General features: G+C 67.9%; 21 protein-coding genes and 1 tRNA gene. 10 read left to right on the top strand and 12 right to left on the bottom strand.

Translation table 11 applies throughout. The annotated features are described in order from the left end of the window. Positions 1-205 precede the first annotated feature (205 nt). The 3 genes from WCL10_RS11370 to WCL10_RS11360 all read left to right on the top strand — a co-directional run bounded on the left by WCL10_RS11370 (position 206) and on the right by WCL10_RS11360 (position 1341). On the top strand, positions 206-391 hold the full coding sequence (locus tag WCL10_RS11370) for a hypothetical protein (RefSeq protein WP_336895756.1): 186 nt from the start codon (positions 206-208) through the stop codon (positions 389-391). Between the two features lie 296 nt (positions 392-687). Then, the gene (locus tag WCL10_RS11365) at positions 688-1185 is read left to right on the top strand and encodes a hypothetical protein (protein WP_336895755.1); all 498 of its coding nucleotides are present in this window, start codon (positions 688-690) and stop codon (positions 1183-1185) included. Between the two features lie 27 nt (positions 1186-1212). Next, positions 1213-1341 (top strand): hypothetical protein, encoded by a 129-nt coding sequence (locus WCL10_RS11360; protein ID WP_336895754.1) that lies wholly within the window; start codon positions 1213-1215, stop codon positions 1339-1341. Positions 1342-1481: 140 nt separating this feature from the next. Here the strand turns inward: WCL10_RS11360 and WCL10_RS11355 are convergent, their stop codons facing one another. From WCL10_RS11355 to infA, 6 genes are all read right to left on the bottom strand, one after another. Beyond that, positions 1482-2297, bottom strand: coding sequence for an integrase arm-type DNA-binding domain-containing protein (locus tag WCL10_RS11355; protein ID WP_336895753.1), 816 nt, complete (start codon positions 2295-2297; stop codon positions 1482-1484). A gap of 171 nt (positions 2298-2468) precedes the next feature. Continuing rightward, a tRNA-Phe gene (locus WCL10_RS11350) sits at positions 2469-2544 on the bottom strand. Positions 2545-2642: 98 nt separating this feature from the next. Then, the gene (yacG, locus tag WCL10_RS11345; protein WP_336895752.1) at positions 2643-2822 is read right to left on the bottom strand and encodes a DNA gyrase inhibitor YacG; all 180 of its coding nucleotides are present in this window, start codon (positions 2820-2822) and stop codon (positions 2643-2645) included. Beyond that, positions 2819-3817 carry a ribonuclease gene (locus tag WCL10_RS11340; protein ID WP_336895751.1) on the bottom strand — a complete coding sequence of 333 codons (999 nt, stop codon included), beginning with the start codon at positions 3815-3817 and terminating at the stop codon, positions 2819-2821. The genes yacG and WCL10_RS11340 overlap by 4 nt, the downstream gene beginning before the upstream one ends. A gap of 1 nt (position 3818) precedes the next feature. Then, a complete protein-coding gene (locus WCL10_RS11335) occupies positions 3819-4445 on the bottom strand; it encodes a nucleoside triphosphate pyrophosphatase (protein WP_336895750.1) in 627 nt (208 codons plus the stop codon). 13 nt (positions 4446-4458) lie between these two features. Continuing rightward, the gene (gene infA, locus WCL10_RS11330) at positions 4459-4704 is read right to left on the bottom strand and encodes a translation initiation factor IF-1 (protein WP_054120758.1); all 246 of its coding nucleotides are present in this window, start codon (positions 4702-4704) and stop codon (positions 4459-4461) included. 226 nt (positions 4705-4930) lie between these two features. On the opposite strand from infA, the gene WCL10_RS11325 reads away from it, so the two are divergent. Continuing rightward, the gene (locus WCL10_RS11325; RefSeq protein WP_336895749.1) at positions 4931-7450 is read left to right on the top strand and encodes a TonB-dependent receptor; all 2520 of its coding nucleotides are present in this window, start codon (positions 4931-4933) and stop codon (positions 7448-7450) included. Here WCL10_RS11325 and WCL10_RS11320 read toward each other — a convergent pair. Beyond that, positions 7447-7845: a PilZ domain-containing protein gene (locus tag WCL10_RS11320; protein WP_336895748.1), complete on the bottom strand. Its 399-nt coding sequence runs from the start codon at positions 7843-7845 to the stop codon at positions 7447-7449. The genes WCL10_RS11325 and WCL10_RS11320 overlap by 4 nt on opposite strands. Positions 7846-8014: 169 nt before the next feature. On the opposite strand from WCL10_RS11320, the gene uvrC reads away from it, so the two are divergent. From uvrC to WCL10_RS11290, 6 genes are all read left to right on the top strand, one after another. Further along, entirely contained in the window at positions 8015-9994 is a 1980-nt protein-coding gene (gene uvrC / locus WCL10_RS11315; protein WP_336895747.1) for an excinuclease ABC subunit UvrC, read from the top strand. A gap of 168 nt (positions 9995-10162) precedes the next feature. Next, positions 10163-11518, top strand: a complete 1356-nt coding sequence (locus WCL10_RS11310) for a hypothetical protein (RefSeq protein ID WP_336895746.1) — start codon at positions 10163-10165, stop codon at positions 11516-11518. Then, a complete protein-coding gene (locus WCL10_RS11305) occupies positions 11515-11994 on the top strand; it encodes a hypothetical protein (RefSeq protein WP_336895745.1) in 480 nt (159 codons plus the stop codon). The genes WCL10_RS11310 and WCL10_RS11305 overlap by 4 nt, the downstream gene beginning before the upstream one ends. 200 nt (positions 11995-12194) lie before the next feature. Beyond that, positions 12195-13262, top strand: a complete 1068-nt coding sequence (locus WCL10_RS11300; protein WP_336895744.1) for a hypothetical protein — start codon at positions 12195-12197, stop codon at positions 13260-13262. 174 nt (positions 13263-13436) lie between these two features. Next, positions 13437-14669 carry a hypothetical protein gene (locus tag WCL10_RS11295; protein WP_336895743.1) on the top strand — a complete coding sequence of 411 codons (1233 nt, stop codon included), beginning with the start codon at positions 13437-13439 and terminating at the stop codon, positions 14667-14669. After that, a complete protein-coding gene (locus WCL10_RS11290; protein ID WP_336895742.1) occupies positions 14666-15223 on the top strand; it encodes a hypothetical protein in 558 nt (185 codons plus the stop codon). Before WCL10_RS11295 ends, WCL10_RS11290 begins: the two co-directional genes overlap by 4 nt. Positions 15224-15226: 3 nt before the next feature. On the opposite strand, the gene WCL10_RS11285 is transcribed toward WCL10_RS11290, so the two are convergent. From WCL10_RS11285 to WCL10_RS11265, 5 genes are all read right to left on the bottom strand, one after another. Next, positions 15227-16132, bottom strand: a complete 906-nt coding sequence (locus WCL10_RS11285; protein ID WP_336895741.1) for an acyl-CoA thioesterase II — start codon at positions 16130-16132, stop codon at positions 15227-15229. A gap of 48 nt (positions 16133-16180) precedes the next feature. Beyond that, on the bottom strand, positions 16181-17029 hold the full coding sequence (locus tag WCL10_RS11280) for a cupin-like domain-containing protein (protein WP_336895740.1): 849 nt from the start codon (positions 17027-17029) through the stop codon (positions 16181-16183). After that, positions 17026-18192, bottom strand: coding sequence for a GNAT family N-acetyltransferase (locus WCL10_RS11275; RefSeq protein WP_336895739.1), 1167 nt, complete (start codon positions 18190-18192; stop codon positions 17026-17028). Before WCL10_RS11275 ends, WCL10_RS11280 begins: the two co-directional genes overlap by 4 nt. 76 nt (positions 18193-18268) lie before the next feature. Next, positions 18269-19654 carry an APC family permease gene (locus WCL10_RS11270; RefSeq protein ID WP_336895738.1) on the bottom strand — a complete coding sequence of 462 codons (1386 nt, stop codon included), beginning with the start codon at positions 19652-19654 and terminating at the stop codon, positions 18269-18271. Next, a complete protein-coding gene (locus tag WCL10_RS11265) occupies positions 19651-20370 on the bottom strand; it encodes a GntR family transcriptional regulator (protein ID WP_336895737.1) in 720 nt (239 codons plus the stop codon). The genes WCL10_RS11270 and WCL10_RS11265 overlap by 4 nt, the downstream gene beginning before the upstream one ends. Positions 20371-20563 lie beyond the last annotated feature (193 nt).

Genomic DNA, 20563 nt, shown 5'->3' with positions numbered 1-20563 from the left:
GCTTCATCAAGGCCATGGCGGCGTAATGTTTAACCGCCCGCCCACACACGGAAATTCTGACAGTCCCGCCTCACCGGCTCGGGCTGGCGTGATGCCTTCTGCATCGGTGGGCTCGCCGTGCCACTTTTCGTCTCCCGGTTTGTTTCCTGCGGCGATCCCAGCCCGGTGCCGGCCCCGATCGCAGCTCCAACCAGAAGACCAGACCGTGAAGCCTTCCCTCCCCCTTGCCACCGCCATGTTCGCCCTGTCGCTGGCCGCGCTGCACACGGTCGCCGTGGCCGATGCCGCGTCCGGCACCCCGGCGGGAGGCGAGATCATGGCCACCGCCCAGCGCGCAAATGCGACCGATGTCAGCGGCGAGGGTGATCTTGGCGCGCTCGGCACCAAGTGAGCCGAGGACATGCCGTTCAGCCCTGGACTTACATCACCTAGCGCGATCTGCTTGGCGTGACCCGGCTGGAGCAGGATATGGGCGCCAATGCCCAGCTCTATGTCACGAGCGGCCCGCGGGATGGCAGCTAGCAAGGCATTTGCGGCGGGATCACTGTTCTAAACACAGCGACAGGCGCTGCCAACGGCAACGCGCTCTATGTGCCGCGCACCGACAACAACTAAGCGCTAAAGGCCGACCTGCCCGTCAAGCTGGGCAAGGCCGTCACACAGGAGTGCAACATCGGCGGCACCGCGGTGTGGCAAGTCAATCGCAACACCTTCGATTTCCTTTACGGCACGGACTTTGCCGGCTTCGCAACGAACATCTATGACACGCCGGTCGCCGCCATTCCGGCTTCGACCTTCGATGGCGGGGACCTCGAGAGCCCATTCCCGATCAGCCGCTCTCTGCTGCTCTCGACGTTTGCTTCGGACACGCTGAGCCTGTGGGGAGACCGGGTGCTGCTCACCGGCGGCGTCCGCCGGCAGGAGATCCGAGTTAAGAGCTACAACTACTACAATGCCGGTCAGCTTGATGGCGTCTACCGCAAGTCCGCGCTGACCCCGATCATCGGCCTTTGGGTGAAACCGGCGTCTGCCCGAGTGGACCGCCAACGCGGGAGCGGAGTGGAACATTGCCGCAACCGGCCTCAGCTCACGGGCTGCGTGGTCCACACCGGCAAGCAGGCGGTCAACGTGGCAAACACGCTCAAGATCCCGGAATGGGCCCGCTTCGATCTGGGCGCGCGCTAGGTCCTGGTGGCAGCTGGCAAACCGCTCATGCTGCGCTTCGGCGTCGATAACTTAGCCAACAAACGCTACTGGGCATCGGCCTTTGATGTGCTTTCGGCCGCACTGCTGCAAGGCCAGCCACGCACATTCAGGGCGAGCGCCTCGATCGATTTCTGATGGCGCAACAACAGCGAAGACATTGGCCCGGTCTGCTTGTCAGCGAACTCTTGGGGCACTCATTGGTCACTTGGAACAAGGTGAGAAATGAGACGCGGCTGCTCAGTTGGTCGCCGGCTTCGGCGCGGGTTATTGCTGGATCAATCCAACCGGCTCCATCCTGTGAAACATCCATGCCGTCGGCAACAGCCCGGTTGTGGCGGGTCGGGCCCACAGTCGTCCCACAGGCCGGTCCCGCCGAAAGCCCTCGTCGGATGGGCTAGCGATGAATGGCGGGCATGCCCGTCATAGGTGTCGATCGCCCGCAGAAGTCCCCCGAGCGCCGCAGGCTCGAGCATGGCTGTACGGTGCTTTACCTTTGGGGCGATCAACACCCCGCGCAAGTCAGCGGAGATATCCCGCTGCGCGCGCCCGGTTGCTATAGCGTAGCGAAAGATGGTCCCGAATGTGCTCCGCAGGCGAGTCGCAGTTTCATATCGCCCCCGTGCCTCGACCGATCTCAGAACCTGCAGCAGCTCAGGGACAGTTATGTCGGCGATAGGCCGATCACCTAGCACAGGTATTGCAATATCGACCATCCAGCGCAACTTCGCGAGGGTCTTGCTGGCCCGGCCTTCAAGCGTCAGGCGATCCAGCCATTCTTCGCTGATGATCTTGAAAGTCTCGGATCGTTTGGCTCTGGCTTCGCGCTCTCTCGCCTTCCGTTCCTCTGCCGGATCCAGCCCAAGCGCGAGTGCTTCGCGGGCGATATCACGGACCTCGCGGGCCTTTGCGAGAGACAGATCGGGAAATTTCCCGAACGAGAGTGTTTTCTGTTTATTGTCATAGCGATAATTCATTCGCCAAAGGCGGCCACCCGTGGGCATAACCATCAGGTAAAGGCCGCGTTCGTCGGTCAGTTTATAAGGCTTAGCTTTTGGTTTTGCTGCATTAATTGCCGTGAAAGTGAGGGGCATGATGGTACCGGAATGTTGGTTTGGGGCCGATACCATCAAGTCTATCAGTTAAGCTCCCGGCTGCAACCGGATGCCCCCGGCTAAGCTCGGAACCGGACCGCAGAAAAGTGGCGGAATTCCGCCATTTCCTGGAAGCTCACGGAGCCATGTGGAAGCTTGGGAAGGGGCGAATGGTGCCCGGGGACGGAGTCGAACCGCCGACACCGTGATTTTCAGTCACGTGCTCTACCAACTGAGCTACCCGGGCATCGCCGCCGCAGGCGCAGCCCTCGGGGGCGCCTGCGCGTTGGAAGCGCGCCTATGGCGAAGGCGGGCGGGGTTGTCCAGCCCCTTGATGCGCGAATTCTAGTCGAGATCGCCTTCGGGATCCTGGACCGGGCCCGGCAGGGCATAACCTTCCTCCAGCCAGTTCACGAGATCGCGGTCGCGGCAGCGGGTCGAGCAGAACGGGGTGAATTCCGCCACCCGCGGCTTGCGGCAGATCGGGCAGCGGCGAGGGGGTGAAGGCAGGGGGTAGTCGGTCATGGCGCAATCGCCTGCGCGAAGGTAGCGTCCAGCGCAAGCCCCGCGTCCTCGTGCCAGCGCAGCGTGCGCCCGGTGCGGCGGGCAAGCTGTGCCTCCCACTCCTCGCGCACTGCGCGGCGCACGGCAGGATGGGCGGTGAGCAGCAGCGTGCCGGGCTCAGCCACTCGCTCGGCCTGCCGCAACAGGCGCCGGGCCGCAGCCCCCGCGGGATGGCGGGCAAACCGCGCGACAAGCGAGGCGCGCTCCAGCCGCGAGACGAGCTGGACAAAGCCGAAGCCGTTCATCCCCGTCCGCTCGCCCTGCCAGCCCGCATCGGCGAGCGCGCGCTCCAGCGCTTCATCCACCAGGCGGCGCTGACCCTTTTCAGCGAGTGAAGGAAAATCGATGCCGACCGATCCGCCGATATCGAAGCGCAGCAGGGCAGCCGCCATTGCCGGCACCGCGGCCAGCGCGAGCGCGGGCAGCGGCGGCGGGCCATCCACGTCGATCAGGGTCATCGCCGGGGTCGGGCTGACGACAAGGCTTCCGTGCGCGAAGGCAACTTCCCCTGCCAGCGCTTCGCCGACCAGTTCGTCCCAGCCCGCCTCGGACAGAGCCGCACCCTGCACCGGCACGCGGCGCACCGGATGGATCCCGGCGGCCAGGTCATCCGCAAGCGCGGGCCCGGCGCGGGGTGCCTCTCCTTTTGCAGCGGGGCGAACCTGCGGCAATTTGGCGCGGCCCTTCTCGGCAATCGCCCCCCGCGTCACGCGCACCAGAACCGGCTGGCCCTCGGTCAACGCCGGATCAAAGGCCTCGCCCAGCGCCTCGCTGCCATCGGGGAGGCGCACCGCCACGCGGCGCGTGCCGGGAATTCGCGAGGCAAGGCGAGCCTCGGCCACCGCACCCGCACGCCACGGCTCACCCCAGCAAACCCGCGCAGCAAGGATTTCGCCCCGATCGACCAGCACCGCGCGTGCCTCGCCGATCCCTTCCTCGACGAGCCACTCGGCCATATCAGGCGATCTTCAGTCCGGCCGCACGCAGCAGGCGGCGCGTTTCGAACAGCGGCAGGCCGACGACGCCCGAATGGCTCCCTCCCAGCCACACACAGAAACCCTCCGCGCTGCCCTGGATGGCATAGCCGCCCGCCTTGCCGTGCCATTCGCCCCCGGCGATATAAGCCTCGATCTCCGCAGGTTCGAGCCGCTTGAACCGCACAATCGTCTCGCTCAGCGCCTCGCGCAGCGTGCCGTCGGGCGAGAGCACGGCGACACCCGAGAACACGCGGTGGCGGCGGCCCGAAAGGAGCGCCAGGCAGCGGCGCGCGGTGGCTTCGTCCTCCGCCTTGGGCAGGATGCGCCGGCCGACGCCGACCACGGTATCGCCCGCAAGGATGAGCGCGCCCGGCGCCATCTCCGCCGCCGCATGTGCCTTGGCCGCAGCAAGGCGCACGGCATGGGCGCGCGGCAGTTCGCCGGGCAGAGGGCTCTCGTCAATATCGGTGGCGATCACACGCGGCGCGGGAAGGCCCAGCCGCGCGAGCAGTTCGCGGCGGCGCGGGCTGGCGGAGGCCAGCACCAGTTCCGGCCCTTGCTTGTCTGTCGTGGTGTAGGTGGGGTCGGCAGCCTGGCCGCCGCTCACTTAAAGGCGCTCATCAAAACCCGCCCGGACCGGACCGGCCGGGCATGAAGCGATAGGTGATGCGGCCCTTGGTCAGGTCATAAGGCGTCAGCTCCACCAGCACCTCGTCGCCCACCAGCACGCGGATGCGGTTCTTGCGCATCTTTCCGGCGGTGTGGCCCAGGATCTCGTGCTCGTTCTCCAGCTTCACGCGAAACATCGCGTTGGGCAAAAGCTCGACCACCTGGCCGCGCATCTCGAGAAGTTCTTCTTTCGCCATAGGCGGGGCCAGTTGCCTTTTCGTCTGAGCCGGTTGGACGCATTGCGGGCGCAGAAGCGCCCATGGGCGGGCCGCATAGCGACTTGCTGGGCAAAAGGAAAGCCCAAGGCCGTTGCTGCGCTGCGACAAAATGATACGAAAGGGTCATTGTCGGTCGGCTGTGCATCGACCTAGGAGCGTAACGGGAGAGACAACCTTGCGCCTGGCAGGAATGGCCGGGCCGCCAATGGGATACGACTCGATGGTCCTGCCGTATCGCGCCGCTGTCTTGGCCCTGCTCCCGCTGTTGCCGCAGCCCGCCGCAGCCGCAGCCGCACCGGCCCCGCAAGCGGACGCGCCGTCTGGCGAATCCGGCAACCCCGGCGATATCGTCGTCGTCGCCACACGCTATCGGGGCGAGGTCGAGACCACGGCGCCGCCGATCGTCACGCTCGGCGAGGAGGACATCGCAGCCTACGGCGCCGGCTCGCTCCAGTCGCTGCTGGCCGCACTCGCGCCGCAGACCGGGACCGGGCGCGGCCGTGGCGACGGCTCGCCCGCAGTGCTGCTCAACGGCCTGCGCATCGCCAGCTTCCGCGAGATCCGCTCGATCCCGCCCGAAGCCATCAGCCGCGTCGAAGTCTTGCCCGAGGAAGTCGCGCTCAAATACGGCTTCCGTCCCGACCAACGCGTGGTCAACTTCATCCTGAAGGACAGCTTCCGCAGCTTCGGCAGCGAAACCGAGGCCGAACTCCCCGGCGCGGGCGGCTTCAGCAAGATCAGTCAGGAGATGACGCTCACCCGCATCGAGAAGGGCAGCCGCCTCAACCTCACCGGCACGCTCGAGCGCCGCACGCCGCTCACCGAGACAGAGCGCGGGATTGTCCAGCCCGCCGCGACGGGCGCGGCCAGCGTGGCGGCAGACCCGAAACAGGGCGACTACCGCACCCTGCTGGCTGATGCGCGCAGCGCGGTGCTGAACGGCACCTGGGCCAAGTCGCTCGGCACCGGCAGGTCGCTCACGCTGAACGGCCTCGTCCAGCGCAACGACAATCGCAGCCTCAACGGGCTCAACGCGGTCGTGCTCACCGCGCCCGAAGGCAGCCGCGTCCAGCGCACCACTTTGCTCCCCTCCCCGCTCGCCAGCCGAACCGTGGCCGATACTTTCTCCGCCGGGGCAACGCTCAACCTGCCGGTGGGGGCCTGGCAACTCGCGTGGACGGCGGACGGCACCCGTGTCGCCACCACCACGAAAATCGACCGCCGGGCCGACCTTTCGGGCCTGCAAGTGCTGGTTGACGATGGTACGCTCTCAGCGACAGGGGCCCTGCCGGCAAGCGCGATCCTTGCCGTTCCCGCTGCCGTGGCGCGCAGCAAGAGCCACACAGCCAACACGCTTGCCACGGTTACCGGATCACCGCTGCGCCTGCCGGGCGGGCAGGCGGCGCTCACGTTCAAGGCCGGGTTCGCATGGTCGGGGCTGTCAGCTTCGGATTCGCGCCAGCTTGCCGCGCCCACCAGCCTGCGCCGAGGCGACGCGCAGGCGGGCTTCAGCCTCGACCTGCCGATCACCAGCCGCCGCGAAGGCTTTGGTGCCGCACTGGGCGATCTCTCGCTGAACCTGAATGCCGAGGCGCACAACGTCTCCGACATCGGCGGGCTGACGGCCTGGGGCGCGGGCCTTACCTGGGCCCCGCTCGGCAAGCTCACGTTCGCCGCCAACTATATCGCCAGCGAAAAGGCACCCGGCCTTGCCGATCTCGGCGCGCCCGTAACCGTGACGACCGGCGTCGCGCTTTACGATTTCACGCGCGGCGAGACCGTGCTGGCGACGGTGACGACCGGCGGCAACCCCGCGCTCAAGAAGGAACGCCAGCGCGACATCAAGCTTTCGGCCAACTGGGACCTGCCAATCGGCAAGGAAGCAGCGCTGCTGGTGGAATACTTCCGCAATCGCTCGCTTGATACGACCAACGCCTTCCCCCTCCTCACCCCCGATGTCGAGGCCGCGTTCCCCGGCCGCGTCTCGCGCGATGTCGCCGGGCGGATCATCGCGGTGGACCAGCGCGCGGTGACCTTTGCCGAAACGACTGGCTCGCGCCTGCGCGCCAGCCTCAATTTCGGCGGTCCTTTCGGCAAACCCGATCCCAAGGCGCGGCGCGGCGCCTTTGCCGGCATGCGTGGCGGTGGCGGCAGGCCGCCCGGTGGCGGCGGACCCGGCGCAAGGCCCGGCGGGGGCGGAGGGGGCGGCGGCGGCGGGCGTGGCGGCTTCAGCCCGGACGGACGCGGCCACTGGAACCTCTCGCTCGCCTATACAGAAGAGCTCGACGAGACCGCACGGATCGTGCCCGGCGGGCGCGTGCTCGATCTGCTGGGGGGCGATGCCCTGTCCGGCGCGGGGATCGCCCGGCGCAGCGCCACGCTGGAAGGCGGCGGCTTCTATCGCGGCTTCGGCCTCCGCGTTTCGGGCAACTATGCAGGCGCCACCCATGTCGATGGCTCAGGCGTTCCAGGCGCGACACGGCTCGATTTCGGCGCACTTGCCACATTGAACCTGCGCGGATTCATTGATCTGGGGCGCATGCCGAAGCTCACCACCCGCACGCCGTTCTTCAAGGGCACCCGCCTCGCCTTCGGGGTGAACAACCTGTTCGATGCCGTCCAGAAAGTGACCGACGCCACCGGCGCCACACCGCTGCGCTACCAGCGCGGCTACCTCAATCCCGAAGGCCGGGTGTTCAGAGTGGAGCTGCGCAAACAGTTCTAGGCGAACGGCCGCAACCGCGCGCGTCCCCGCACGAGGCGGCGCTGCCGCGCGGCCTCGTGTTCGGCCCAGGAATCGGCAAAGTGGCGCACATTGACCACATCATGCAGTGGCAGCGGCTCTTCAAAGGCGATGCCGAAGCGCGCGCCTTCGGACCAGACCACGGTGCCGAAGATATCGAGGCCCTTGGCCTTGAGCACCACGCCGGCGCCAGGCTCCGGCATGCGCGCGGCGAGCGTAACGCTCGCGCCTGTTTGTGAAAGATCGTCGAGCTGACAGTTCTGCAGCCCTTGAAGCAGCAGCACTTGCGCCGGAATGCAGAGCCGCACGCGCGGCATGGCGCGGCGGCCGGTGATGTGGGGTTTGGCGGCGGGCTGCAAGGCGGATAGGGCTTTCATGACGCGCAGGCCCTTGCCCCCGCGCAGATTAAGCAAGCCGATACGCTGACCTAGGGATCATTCCTTATTGCCCAATGGGTCCCTTAAATCCCCGACGGGCAGGGCGCGGGGATATCTCCCCCCAGGCCTCTCCCCAAGCCCGGCCCAAGCGACTATCTCGGAACCCGCCATGGCGCGACGCGATCCTCCCTCCACACCCGAGACTCACTCCGGGCCGCAAGTCCCCGCGCCGCTGCTGCCGCAGGCTTCAGAGCGCTTCAACGAGGACAAGGCGACCTATACCGTCCGCGGCTCGGACCAGCCGGACATCGAACGCGGCGTCGCCGCCATCCGCGAAGTCGTCGCCACACTGAAGCCCAAGCCCGGCGTCTACCGCATGCACGATGCGCGCGGCGATGTGCTCTATGTCGGCAAGGCCCGCGCGCTGAGGAACCGCGTCGCCAATTACACCCAAGTCGATCGCCTGCCCCAGCGCCTCAAGCGCATGGTCAGCCAGACGCGCTCGATGACCATCGTGACGACCAATTCGGAAGCCGAAGCGCTCCTCCTCGAAGCGCAGCTGATCAAGCGCTATCGCCCGCCCTACAACGTGCTGCTGCGCGACGACAAATCGTTCCCCTTCATTCTCCTGCGCGCCGATCATGCCTTCCCGCGCATCCAGAAGCACCGCGGCGCGCGGCGCGCCAAGGGCAACTACTACGGCCCCTTCGCCAGCGCCGGCTCGGTCAACACCACAATCAATGCGCTGCAGAAGCTGTTCCTCCTGAGGAGCTGCAACGACGGCTACATGTCGCGCCGCGATCGGCCCTGCCTGCTCTACCAGATCAAGCGCTGCTCAGCCCCGTGCGTCGACCGCATCAGCGAGGAAGGCTACGCAGAGCTTGTCCGTCAGGCGAAGGACTTCCTCGGCGGCAAATCGGGCGCGGTGCAGAAGGAAATCGAGGCGCAGATGACCGAGGCCGCCGAAGCGCTCGACTACGAGCGCGCGGCCATGCTGCGCGACCGGCTACGCGCCGCGACGTTCATACAGGGCAGCCAGGCCGTGAATGCCGAGGGCGTCGGCGATGCGGACGTCTTCGCGATGGCGAACAAGGGCGGCCAGATCAGCATCCAGGCCTTCTTCATCCGCGGCGGCCAGAACTGGGGCCACCGCGCCTTCTTCCCCGGCCATACCGAGGGGCTGGAGGAAGCCGAAGTCATGACCAGCTTCCTCGCCCAGTTCTATGAAGAAGTCCCCCCGCCGCGCCTGATCCTCGTCGACCGCGATCTGCCCGAGGCGGACCTCCTCGCCGAAGCCTTGCACGGCGCGGCGGGCGGCAAGGTCGAGGTATCCGTCCCCCAGCGCGGCGACCGGCGCCGCCTGATGGAACAGGCCCAGCGCAACGCGGTCGAAGCGCTCGAACGCCGCCTCGCCGAAAGCGGCACCAAGGCACGCACCTGGCGCGAGATGGCCGAATTCCTTGAACTCGGCGAGGCCCCCCAGCGCGTCGAGGTCTACGACAACTCCCACGTGCAGGGTGCCCACGCGCTCGGCGCGATGATCGTCGCGGGGCCGGACGGTTTCATGACCGGCCAGTACCGCAAGTGGAACATCAAGACCGCCCAGACCAACGACGATTTCGGCATGATGCGCGAGGTGTTCCAGCGCCGATTCGCCCGCGCTCAGGAAGATGACCCCGACCGCGAGACCGGTGCCTGGCCCGATCTGGTCCTGATCGACGGCGGCAAGGGCCAGCTTTCCGCCGCGCGGGAGACCCTGGAAGCCATGGGCATCGAGGACGTCACCCTCGTCGGCATCGCCAAGGGCCCGCACCACGGGCGCGAGGGGCGCGAGGTGTTCCACTTCCCCGACGGGCGCGAGAAGATGCTCCCCGTCAATTCGCCGGTGCTGTTCCACCTCCAGCGCCTGCGCGACGAGGTCCACCGCTTCGCCATCGGTGCGCACCGCGCCAAGCGCAGCCGCGCGATCACCGCGAGCCCGCTCGATGAAGTCCCCGGCATCGGCCCGGCGCGCAAGCGTGCGCTGCTGCTACACTTCGGCACCGCCAGCAAGGTCCGCGCCGCCAGCCTTGAAGACTTGCAGCGCGCCCCCGGGGTGAGCGCCACGGTCGCGCAGGCGGTCTACTATTTCTACCATTCGGGCCCGTAAAATCCCTTATTACCAGCGGGATAGGGGGAACTGCGCAAGACCCGCTTGAATGCATCTCCACTATATCAGCGCATACCCGGTGCATGGCCGCCCCGCTCGATCCCGGCGGCCCGATCCATCACCGGGCGGCCATTTCCGGCCTCGCCCCAGCGAACCGGGAGCAGCGCCGTGGCTGGCAGGCAATTTCGCAAGGCAATGATGGCCGGCGCCGGGTGCGCCGCACTGGCTCTGGTGGCCCCCGCCGCCTTTGCCAAAGCGGCTCCAGCCTTCGAGCTCGCCTTTTGGCAGGCGGTCTTGGCCAGCGAGGATCCGGTGCTCTACGAAGCCTATCTCAAGCAGTACCCGAAGGGCACCTTCGCCTCGGTCGCCGCGGTCAAGGCAGCCAACCTGCGCCGGGCCAAGGCAGGTGAGGCTGAGGCGCCCGCCCCGCTTGCCGCCGCACCTGGCGCCGCCAATGCGTTGCGCGATGCGAGCGCCGCTCAGGCCGCCGCCGAAGCCGCCCAGGCTGCAGCCGCCGCCGCAACGCCGGCCGCGCCGATCACGCCCGACAGCCCGGTGGTGACAGCGCTCGCCGCCCCTCCCGCTCCCACTGCCATGCCCGTGCTTGCCTTCGCCTCGACCCCTGGCGATACGGCGCAGGACCTGCTGGGCAGCACCGCCGCGATGCCGGTGGCCAGCCCCAGGCTGATCGCCACGCTCACCGCCGATCCGGCCCCACCGCCCGCGCCGCCACCGCCCCCCACGATGGCGCCCGTCGCGCCGCCGACCCCCACCGCGCCGCCCGCCATGCTCGCCGCGCTCGGCGCGCCGCCTTCGGCGCTGCCCGCAGCGGAAGCTCTCGAAGCCGCTGTCGCCGCGCAGGCCACGCCCGCACCGGTGCGCCTGGCCCGCGCCGAACCGCCCCCACCGGCACAATCGCCCGCCCCGCTCTCCGTCCCCGCACCCGCCTATGCTCCGCCCCCGCGCCCGCTATACGCCGGTGCCGGCTACACCGCCCGCGCGGTCGCCCGCCGCAGCGCAGCGACCGCGCGCTTCACCCGCGCGGTGGTCTCCACGGCGGCGGTCTCGGTCGAGATGCCAGATGCCACCCGCCAGATCTCGCCGCTCGGGATCATGCTCGGCCAGCTTGTCCGCTCGCAGGAAACGCCCGGCACGCAATATGGCCTCGGCGAGGCGATCACTCTCCCCACGCGCCCGCGCCTCATGGCCATGCCCGAAGTAACGGTGCCTGACAGCTTCTGCTCCTCCGAGCAGCGCGGCGCCTTCACCGAAGGCATCTACCAGCCGGCACTCGCCATCGCCCGGCACAACAGCGAAGTCGCGGGCGCCTATGTGCGCAAACTGCGCACGCTTTACGACAACTACCAGTTGAACGGCGACAGCGACGCTCAGGCCGCCGTGGCCGGTGAAGCACGCGATTTCGCCCGCGCCGCCACGACGGCTGCATCGATCCACGAGGAACTCTCCCGCCAATTCGAGGATATCATGACCACACCCCTGCGCGCTTGCGGAGCCGTCCAGTGAATCGGCTCCTGTCCCGCACCGCCGCCGCGCTTGCGCTCGCCGGCCTGCTCGCTGCCGCGCCCGTCCAGGCCGCCTGCATCGATCGGCAGACCGCGACCGCTGCGCGCATCCACCAGTTCGAAACGATGATGATGGTCGTCTCATTGCGCTGCACCCGCATCGGGTATGACATGCGCGCCTCCTACGAAAGCATGGTCACGACGCATCAGGCCCCGTTCGGTCAAGCCGCAACCCGGCTGCGCCACTATCTCGGCGGCGATGGGGTGGATCCCCACAGCGGTGGGTTCGATCGCTATGCCACGATCCTCGGCAATACCTATGGCGGCGGGGCGACGACCTTCTCGACATGTCAAACGCTCGATCAGGTGGCGGGCGAGCTTGCCAAAGTGCCCGACGTCAAGATGCTCACGCAAGTTGCCGAAGTGCTGATCGCGCGGCCCCGGCTCGACGAGATGGCCTGCGCTGCGGAGAACTGACCCGCTCCCTAGCCGGTCTAAAAATCAAGGTGAGTTTCAGGTTAACCGCAAGCCTTGGCTACTCGTCCACCAATCGCACCGACAATGCGCGGCAAGGGACACGGCTCAACGGCATCCGCCCGCCTGCGGCGGAACGCCCGCTAGAAGGGGAGCAGAAGATGCGCTTGAAACGCCTTGGCAGCAGCAGGCACCGCACAGCGATGGCTGGCGGGCCCGTCATTCTTGCCGCGCTGGCCGCGCTGGCCTCTGTTCCGACCGGGGTTTGCGCCCAGACCGCCTCCGCGCCAGCTCCCGCTTCCGCCAGTGCGGCCAACGGGGTCGGTTCGGCTTTCGAGCTTACGTTCTGGCAATCGGTCACCGGCAGCGAGGACCAGGCTTCGTACGAGGCCTATCTCGCCCGCTACCCCGATGGCACGTTCAGCGGCCTCGCGCGCGCCCGGATTGCCGCGCTTCAGCGCGCGGCAGCGGTGCAGCCCGCCGCCGCGCCCGCGCCGGCACCCGCACCTGCCCCGATCGCGCGCCCGGCACCGACTCCTGCTGTGTTGACCACGCCGCAAAGCGCACCGCCGCTTATGCCGAGCCCGGCCGTCGCCATGGCCATCTCTCCGCCGCCTGCGCCCGCGCCGCAGGCTGCCGAAATGATCCCCGCAGCCGCCACCGCTTCCGCCACCCCGGCCACAACCGGCGGCGAAGCGGTCTCCACGCCGCTTGCCCGGCTGCTGGCGCAGCTGCGCAGCCCGGGCGAGCCCGCTGCGGCGCCTGCGCCCGCCGCTGCAGCGCCCGCGCCTGCCGCTGCAGCGCCGCTGGTCACCGCCGCCCCGCCGGTCCAGCCACTCGCCACAGCCCCCGGCGCCGCGCTGGCTGCCGCTGCGCCCGCCCCCGCCGCCATGCTGACCCCGGCAGCGACTCCGGCTGTCAACTACGCCTCCGCGCGGCCCCTGTTGCTGCCCGTGCCCGAAGTGGTCCTGCCCGCCTATTTCTGCAGCAACGACGCGAGAAACGCCTTCCACAACGAAAGCTACCGCCCGGCGGTGGAGATCGCGACCCGCAACAACGAGGCAGCTGTCACTTATATGCGCCGGCTGCAGGCGACCTATGACCGCGGCCAGCTCGGGCGCGACACCGCAGTGCTCAATGCCATCTCCGCAGAAGCCCGGGCCTACCAGGCTGAAGCCGCGCAAACCTATTCGGCGCAGGCGGTGCTGGTGCGCCAGTTCGACGCGCTGATGGCCGTGCCGCTGCGAACCTGCATGGCCTCGGCCCAATAGGCCCATACCCCCTCGGCCCGCCTCGGAAACCCGCCACCGCATAACCATTTCGGATGATGGCCGAAATGTGTTAGGTAATTTCACCTATTGCTGGCTGGCGATGGCCGAAGCGAGGGGGGCAGAGTGGGATCGAGTACGACAGCGGGTGCATGTTTGCGCAGCCGGCGAAGGCCGGTGCCTGCACGCGCGCCTTTGCTCGCACTGGCCGCGCTGCTGCTTCCGACACTCCAGGCGCATGCGCAGGGCCAGACAACGACCGGGGTCGGTTCGCAGTTTGAGCTCACATACTGGCAGTCGGTCGAAAGCGGCAGCGATCCCGCGCTCTATGAAGCCTATCTCGCGCAGTATCCCAATGGCACTTTCGCGCCGGTCGCGCGGGTAAAGCTTGCCAAGCTCCGCCAGACTGCGCCGGCGCCGGTCCCGATGGTGCCGGCAACTGCCCAGATCGCGCCGCCTCCCGAGCCAGCCCCGATCCCGGGTCCGATACCGAATGTGGCACAGGCGGCTACCCAGGCCCCCGGTCGGCTAGTCACGCCCGCCTTGACCCTCGCCGCGACACCGACCGCGGCCCCCGCCCCCGCCCCTGAGCCGGCACGCCGCCAGCTCGGAGCTCTTGCCGCAAACACTGCGCCAAGGGATCACCACACCGCCGGGGCATCGCGATCCGGTTCGGCCCAGAACGTTCCGACTACCGCCGCTCCGGCCGCCGCCAAGCCTGGCGCCTACGTCACCCCCGCACCCTTCGTCACCCCCGCGCTCCCTCCCGAGCGCCCGATCGATGGCCTCCCCGCGCCCTCAAGCGAGGACAGCGCCGCGCTGCGCCGTCTGCTCGGCGTGCTGGGTGAGAGCCAACGCGCGGGCGCGCCGCCGCCAGCCCCGATCGTGGACGTCCCCGCCCCTGACGAAACGGCCGCGCTCGTCGAGCCGCAGACCTCGCCCACGTCCGCCCCGCCGGCGACCGGTCCGTCCATCACGGTGCCCGATGCCGCTGCACTTTCGGCCAGCGCCTCGTCCGCAGGCGATCTGCGCCCGATCGCGGTCGGTCCGCTGCCCGCCGGGTTTGCGCTGCCGCCCCGTCCCGCACTTGCCGCGATACCCCCGCTCGCGCTTCCCGGCAGCTTTTGCTCGGCCGAAGCGCGCAACACCTACCATGATGGGCCCTATATAACCGCAGTGCAGACGGCGAAGCGCAACAACGATGCCGCAATTGCCTACATGCGCCGGTTGCAGGACCTCTATGACCGCAACCAGCTCACCGGAGATATCAATCCGATGAACGCGGTCGCCGCCGAAGCGCGGGCTTATGGGCCGGTCGCCGCAGCCGCGTTCGATGCGCAGTCGACGCTGGTGAATGCCTTCGTTGCGCTGATGGCCGTGCCGATAGTCCCCTGTGAGGCGCCGAGGTGACCAGCGCGGTCACCTCGCCGGCGCGGGGTGTCGGCTTGGGGGCGGCGCTGGCGCTTGTTCTGGCCCCCCTTCCCGCAGGCGCCGCCCCTTGCCCCGATGCGGCGACCGTACAGGCTGCGCGCCTCGTCGAGTTCGAGACGATGATGATGGACGTCTCGGTGCGCTGCACCCATGTCGGCGTCACCATCGGCAACCACCTTGGTGAAATGTCCGCCGCGCATGTCACCATGTTCACGGAGGCGCGCGACCGCGTCGCCACATTCCTGCGCAGTCTGCCCGTGCCCGTCAGCCCCGCCGCGCAGGCCAGGTCCGGCGGCGCCCGCGCCGGGGCCAAGCCCTCGCGCCGCACCGATCCCTTTGACCGTTACCTCACGATGATCGGCAACCAGTACGGCGCGGGCATCACCACCTTGCAGCGGTGCCGCGCCTTCGATGCCATCGTGGTATCCTTGTCGGAGAGAGCCAATACCGACCGGCTGCTGACCATGGTCTCCGAGTCGCTGATCGGGGTCACGCTGCTCGAAGCCATCGTGAACTGCCCGCCGGGAAAGTGATCCTCAATCGCGCTGTTTGGGTGCGAGCGGCCGGATCAACCCCTCCTGCGCAACATTGGCGACGAGCCGCCCGGCGCGGGTGAATATCCGCCCGCGGTTGAACCCCCGCGCGCGCCCTGCCCAGGGGCTGTCGCAGACATAGAGCAGCCATTCGTCGGCGCGGAAATCGTCATGGAACCAGATCGCGTGATCAAGGCTCGCGCCCATCATGTTGCCTTTGGCCCAGCTGATGTTGTGCGGCAGCGTCGAGGTGCCCAGGAGAGTCATGTCGCTGGCATAGGCAAGCACCGCGCGGTGGATCTTGGGATCATCGGGCAGCGGCGCCACCGCGCGCATCCAGGTGTGCGCCAGCGGCTCGCGCGGGGGGCCGCCCATCCAGTGCCGCGGCTCTACCGGGCGCTGCTCGATCGGGCGCAGGGTCAGCATCATGTGCCGCATCCGCTCGGGCACGCGGTCCGCATATTCCGCGCGCAACTCGGCCTCGTTGCGCAGGCCCTCGGGCGGCGGCACTTCGGGCATGCCTTCGGCATGCTCCAAGCCCGGCTCGCGCTTGTGGAACGAGGCGACCATGGTGAGAATAGGTTTGCCCTGCTGGCTCGCCACCACGCGCCGGTTGGCGAAACTGCCACCATCGAGATCGCGCATGACCTCGAAATCGATGCCGAAATCGTCGTTTCCGCCGCGCAGGAAATAGGCGTGGAGCGAATGAACCGGCCGGTCCTCGGGCACGGTGCGCTCAGCGCTCGCCAACGCTTGCCCGATAACCTGCCCGCCGAACACGCGCCCAACGCCGCCCGGCTTGCGCGCCCCGACGAAATGGTCGCCCCCGGCGTCGGCCACATCGAGCAGGCGCAGCAGGCCATCCACGAGTGCGACGGGATCGGCAGAGTTTTCCGGATTCTCGGTCATTCCAAGCGCATTGCCCAGCTTGCCGTTTGCGTCAACGGAAAGCTGGCGTCAGGCAAACCCCGGCAAGCGCCGCAGCACGCGCCAGCCCGCCGCCTTGGCTCCATTGCGTGCCGGCCAGCGTCCAGGTGCCCGTGGTGCCAGGCCGATGCCCCGCAGCACCCGGTTGAATGCGCGCGCGTCGGCTTCCTCGAAGCTCCATTCCGAACGCCAGGTGATCGAAAGCGATATCGCGCTCGCCGGGCCGTTACGCACGTAATGCGGCGCCATGACCGGCACATAGAGCGCCTCGCCGGGCTTCAGCTTCCATTCGGTTCCGCCCCTGGCGAGGTCGTCGGTCCAGAACAGCTCGCGCCCGCCCCCGGTGTGATAGCTCTCATGCGTCTCGTCAGGCGCGTAGCGGGCGTCCCCTTGCGGAAACAGCGTCATCGTCTTCGCGCCCGCCAGATGCAGCAGGATGTTGTGCTCCGGATCGAAGTGATAAGGCGTCACGCCATCCGGGCTGGTGATGAACACGAAGCCCTGCGGGCGCAGCATCGCACCGGTGCGCGCCTCGATCGCCGGGCGCAGTTCCTCCAGCAACGAAAGCAGCAGTTCGCGGTAGGCGGGAACCTGCTCGATGTTCTTGAGCGCAGCCCAGCTCCCCGTCTCGCCGATGCGGCGGATGGTCTCGCCGATGCCGAGCCCGTTGTCCGGCGGGACAATACCGTTGAGGCCCACCGGCAGGTCGGCGCGATTGTACTCGCGCGAGTTTGCCGGCAACGCCTCGGCCAGCTCGGCCAGTGCATCCAGCGTCAGCAGCGGATGGCCGCGCAAGTCATGGGTCAGCCGGTGCGGCACTTCGGGATAGGCGACAGCAAAGGCTGCGCGCGCGTCTGCTCGGAAAACAGGTTCGTTCATCTCAGGCCCTGCGGGTTGCGGGAAAGCTCGAAGGATACCAGCCGGTCAAACAGCGCGCGCCGCGCCGTGCCCCCGATGGCGATGGAAAAGCGTGCCAGCGTGCGCCGCTCGCGCCACAGCGAATCGATCATCGGGTGATCGGGCGCGGCGCAGCTGTCGGTCCAGTCGATCCCGGCACGCTCCAGCAGCTTGAGGTTTTCGAGCTGGAGCAGCACACCGGGCGAGAAGCGCGCAAAGCTCTCGTCGAACGCGGTCTTGTAGGAGAACGCCCCCGGCGGCGCGATCAGCGTCGCCAGCATGGCAATCGGTCGGCCATCAAGATCGAGGCTCAGCCGCTCAAGCTGTCCGCGCGCCGCAGCCTCCGTCATCGCCTCGCGAAACAGCCCCGCCGTCTCGCCCGCACAGGCGAGCGCGCTCCCCGCGCTGCCCTTCCACCCCCGCGCCTCGAGCGCGAGGAAGCGCTCGATCCACGCGGCGATATCGGTCTCGTCCTCCAGCCGCGTGAAGGTGAGCGTGCCCTGTTCGGCCAGCCGCGCGTGTTGGCGGCGCAATTCCTTGCGCTTCTTGCCCGGCAGCGCCGCGTCGAGATAGCCCGCAGGCGCCAGCGGCGAGGCGAGCATCGCGCGCTCCTCGCGGTGCACCATGGCCACGCGCCGCCCCTGCCGCGCGCCCACCGCGCGCAAGGCATCGGCCAGCGCGCTGTCCAGCGGCAATGCCGCAGTGTGGAGGAAGAGCGCGGCCCCGGCATGGCGGTCGGCCCAGTCAAACAGTGCTTCCCAGAACACCTCTTCCGCCCCCGCCGCCACCAGCGGCGCGCCGAGGAAGGCATTGGCGTGGAGCCAGACCGCCAGATGCGGCAGCGGATGGAGGCCGTAGCGCCGCGCCCGCTGCAGCGGCACCAGTCCTTCGAGAACCTCGCCACGCGCCATGCTGGCGATCATGATGCGCGCGCCGGGATCGAAACGGGCCAGACCCGGCAGCAGATACCACGGCTCGAAAAACGGATTGGGCGTGCCCACCCGCGCCGCCAGCCCGTCCCACGCGCCCCGCGCACCCGCCGTATCCCACGCGCGCCACGGCACGACGGCAAAGCCGCTGCCATGCCGCACAGTCGCCGATGGGTCTCCCCTGGCGGACCTGATCGTAAAGGATTCGTCGTTCAAGGCCGGGTCTCCGGCCCCAAGGGCTAGCAGTACAGAGCCAATATGCGGTTAACGCGTTGCCGCCTTTGCGGCCAAATCAGCCCCCCGTTGCCGCTGCCCGGTCCCGCGCTTTCTGCCACCGCGCAAGCCCCAGCGGCACGAAGCCGAGCGCCAGCCCGCCGATCCCCACCGTCAGCACCACCGGGCTGAACGTCGGTATGCTCCATGCCGCCACGAACGCCATGAACGCGCCGCCGATGAAAGGGAAAACAACCTGCGTCATCGCCGCGCGCATGTCCGTCTGCAGCAGCCCCCGGAAATGCCACGCACAGGCAAAGCCGGTCAGCCCCATGTAAAAGCAGATCTGGAGGCCTATCGCCGCGATCGAGGCCTCGAGGATCGAGGCGACCGAGGGCATGTAGGACGAGGAAAAAAGCAGTACCATGCCAAAGCCCCAGATCACCAGGGTCGCCACCCAGGGCGTCTGCCACTCGGCATGTACCGCCGCATAGCGCGGGTGCAGCACCCCTGCGCGCGACATCGAGAACATGCTGCGGCTGAACTGCAGGATCTGCGTTTCAAGCGCGCCCACCGTGCTCAGCATGGTGGCCAGCACGATAAGATAGCTCCACGGCGCCGGAAACAGCTTGGCCGAGATGGCATAGAGCACATTGGTGTTGGAAGCCGCGATTTCCTGATCCGAAAGCGCGATCAGGATCACGATCATCAGCACCACGAAGAACACGATGAGGTTGATCATCGCCCAGAACGCCCCGCTCGAGGCATCGGCGGGCTCGGTCTCCTCACCGAGGTTCATCGTCACGTCCCAGCCCCAATAGAGGAACACCGAGACCATCGCCCCATCGGCGAAGGACTTGAAACTGAACGCGGTGGGCGAAATCCACGAAAGCGAGACGGCATGCGCCGGTTTTCCAGCGAAGACATAGACCGCCGCGAACATCACCACGAAAATGATCACCGCCTCGGCAATCGTCACGATCACCTGCGCATAGCTCGCATGGCGGATGCCGCGCAGCACGATGGCGGTCACCACCGTCAGCCACACCGCGGCAATCCCCGTCACCAGCGGTGTGTTGTCCAGCTGGCCGGGCGCGACGAGTAGCAGTGTGGCCGTTGCCGCAGGCAGCGTGGCGGAGACCATGAACACCACCGAGGCGACCATCAGCCCCCAGCCTGCGAAGAACCCCCAGGTAGGACCAAACACCGTGCCCACCCAGGCAAAGGCCGCGCCCGCATCGGGCATCACCCGGTTGAGGCTGGCAAAAGCGAACATCAGCCCCAGCATAAGCAAGCCGCTGTAGAGCAGGCTGCCGACCGACAGCGTCCCGATCGCGGCATAGATCGTGCCCGTGGTCACCGCGATGGAGAAGGCGGGCGATGTTCCCGCGATCCCCATGATCGTCGATTCCAGCGCTGACAGCGCGCCCTTCGCCAGGCTCTGCTCGCCGCCCTCATCGCTCATGCCATGTTGCCCTCAGGTACTTTGCCCAGCATGTCGCTGCGGATCAGCGTGCTGCCGATATGCGCAATGCCGTCGCGGATATCGGCCTCGATCGCGATCCTCAGCGCCATTGTATCGCGCCGCCGCAGTGCCGCCAGCGCCTCGCTGTGCCGGTCCACCGTGTAGTGCCCCGCAAGCGTGCGCATCGCGCGGCGCAAAAAGGGGCCGATCTGCAGCCACAGCGATTCGATCAGCGGCAGGAAAGCCGATTGCCCCGCCGCCCCGTAAAGCATGGCATGGAAAGAAAAATTGGCGCCGATCCAGCTATCATAGTCGCGCGCAGCCTCGGCCGCATTGATCACCGCGTCCTCAGCTTCCAGCCGCGCGATCAAGCCTTCCGTCACATAAGGCATGGCCCGCGCCGCCGCTTCGGCTTCGAGCACCACACGCGCCGCGATCAGGTCGTCAAAGCGCTCGATCGTCATCGGCGGAATGCGCACGCGCCGATTGTCCATCAGCTCAAGCGCGCGCTCGGCCACCAGCTGGCGCAGCGCCTCTCGTACAGGCATCGCGCTGACCCCGAGATCAGCCGCCAGCCCCCGGATCGTCAGCGCCTGCCCCGGCTCGATCCGCCCGAGCAGAATGCTCTGCCGCAGCCGCGCCAGCACTTGCTGGTGCAACGTGCGCGGATCATCCGCTCCGCCTTGCGCCTCGGCGACGAGATCTGTTGCCATCATGCTGCTATGTGATCACAAAATCGCGCGCTGGCCTAGAGGCTTTCGGTTTCTCGCAGAGACGCGAAGCAGGAGGGGAGATCGCGAAGAGGTCGCTCCTGGCGGCGAAGCCGCTCCAATGACGCATCGCACGATTCCTCCCTGCGGGACACCACGCCGCGCGCCAAGCCTCGTCTCTGCGCCCTCTCTTCTCCTT

This window comes from Novosphingobium sp., from assembly GCF_037133355.1.
Taxonomy (GTDB): domain Bacteria; phylum Pseudomonadota; class Alphaproteobacteria; order Sphingomonadales; family Sphingomonadaceae; genus Novosphingobium.
This window is presented reverse-complemented; position numbering and strand designations above follow the sequence as displayed.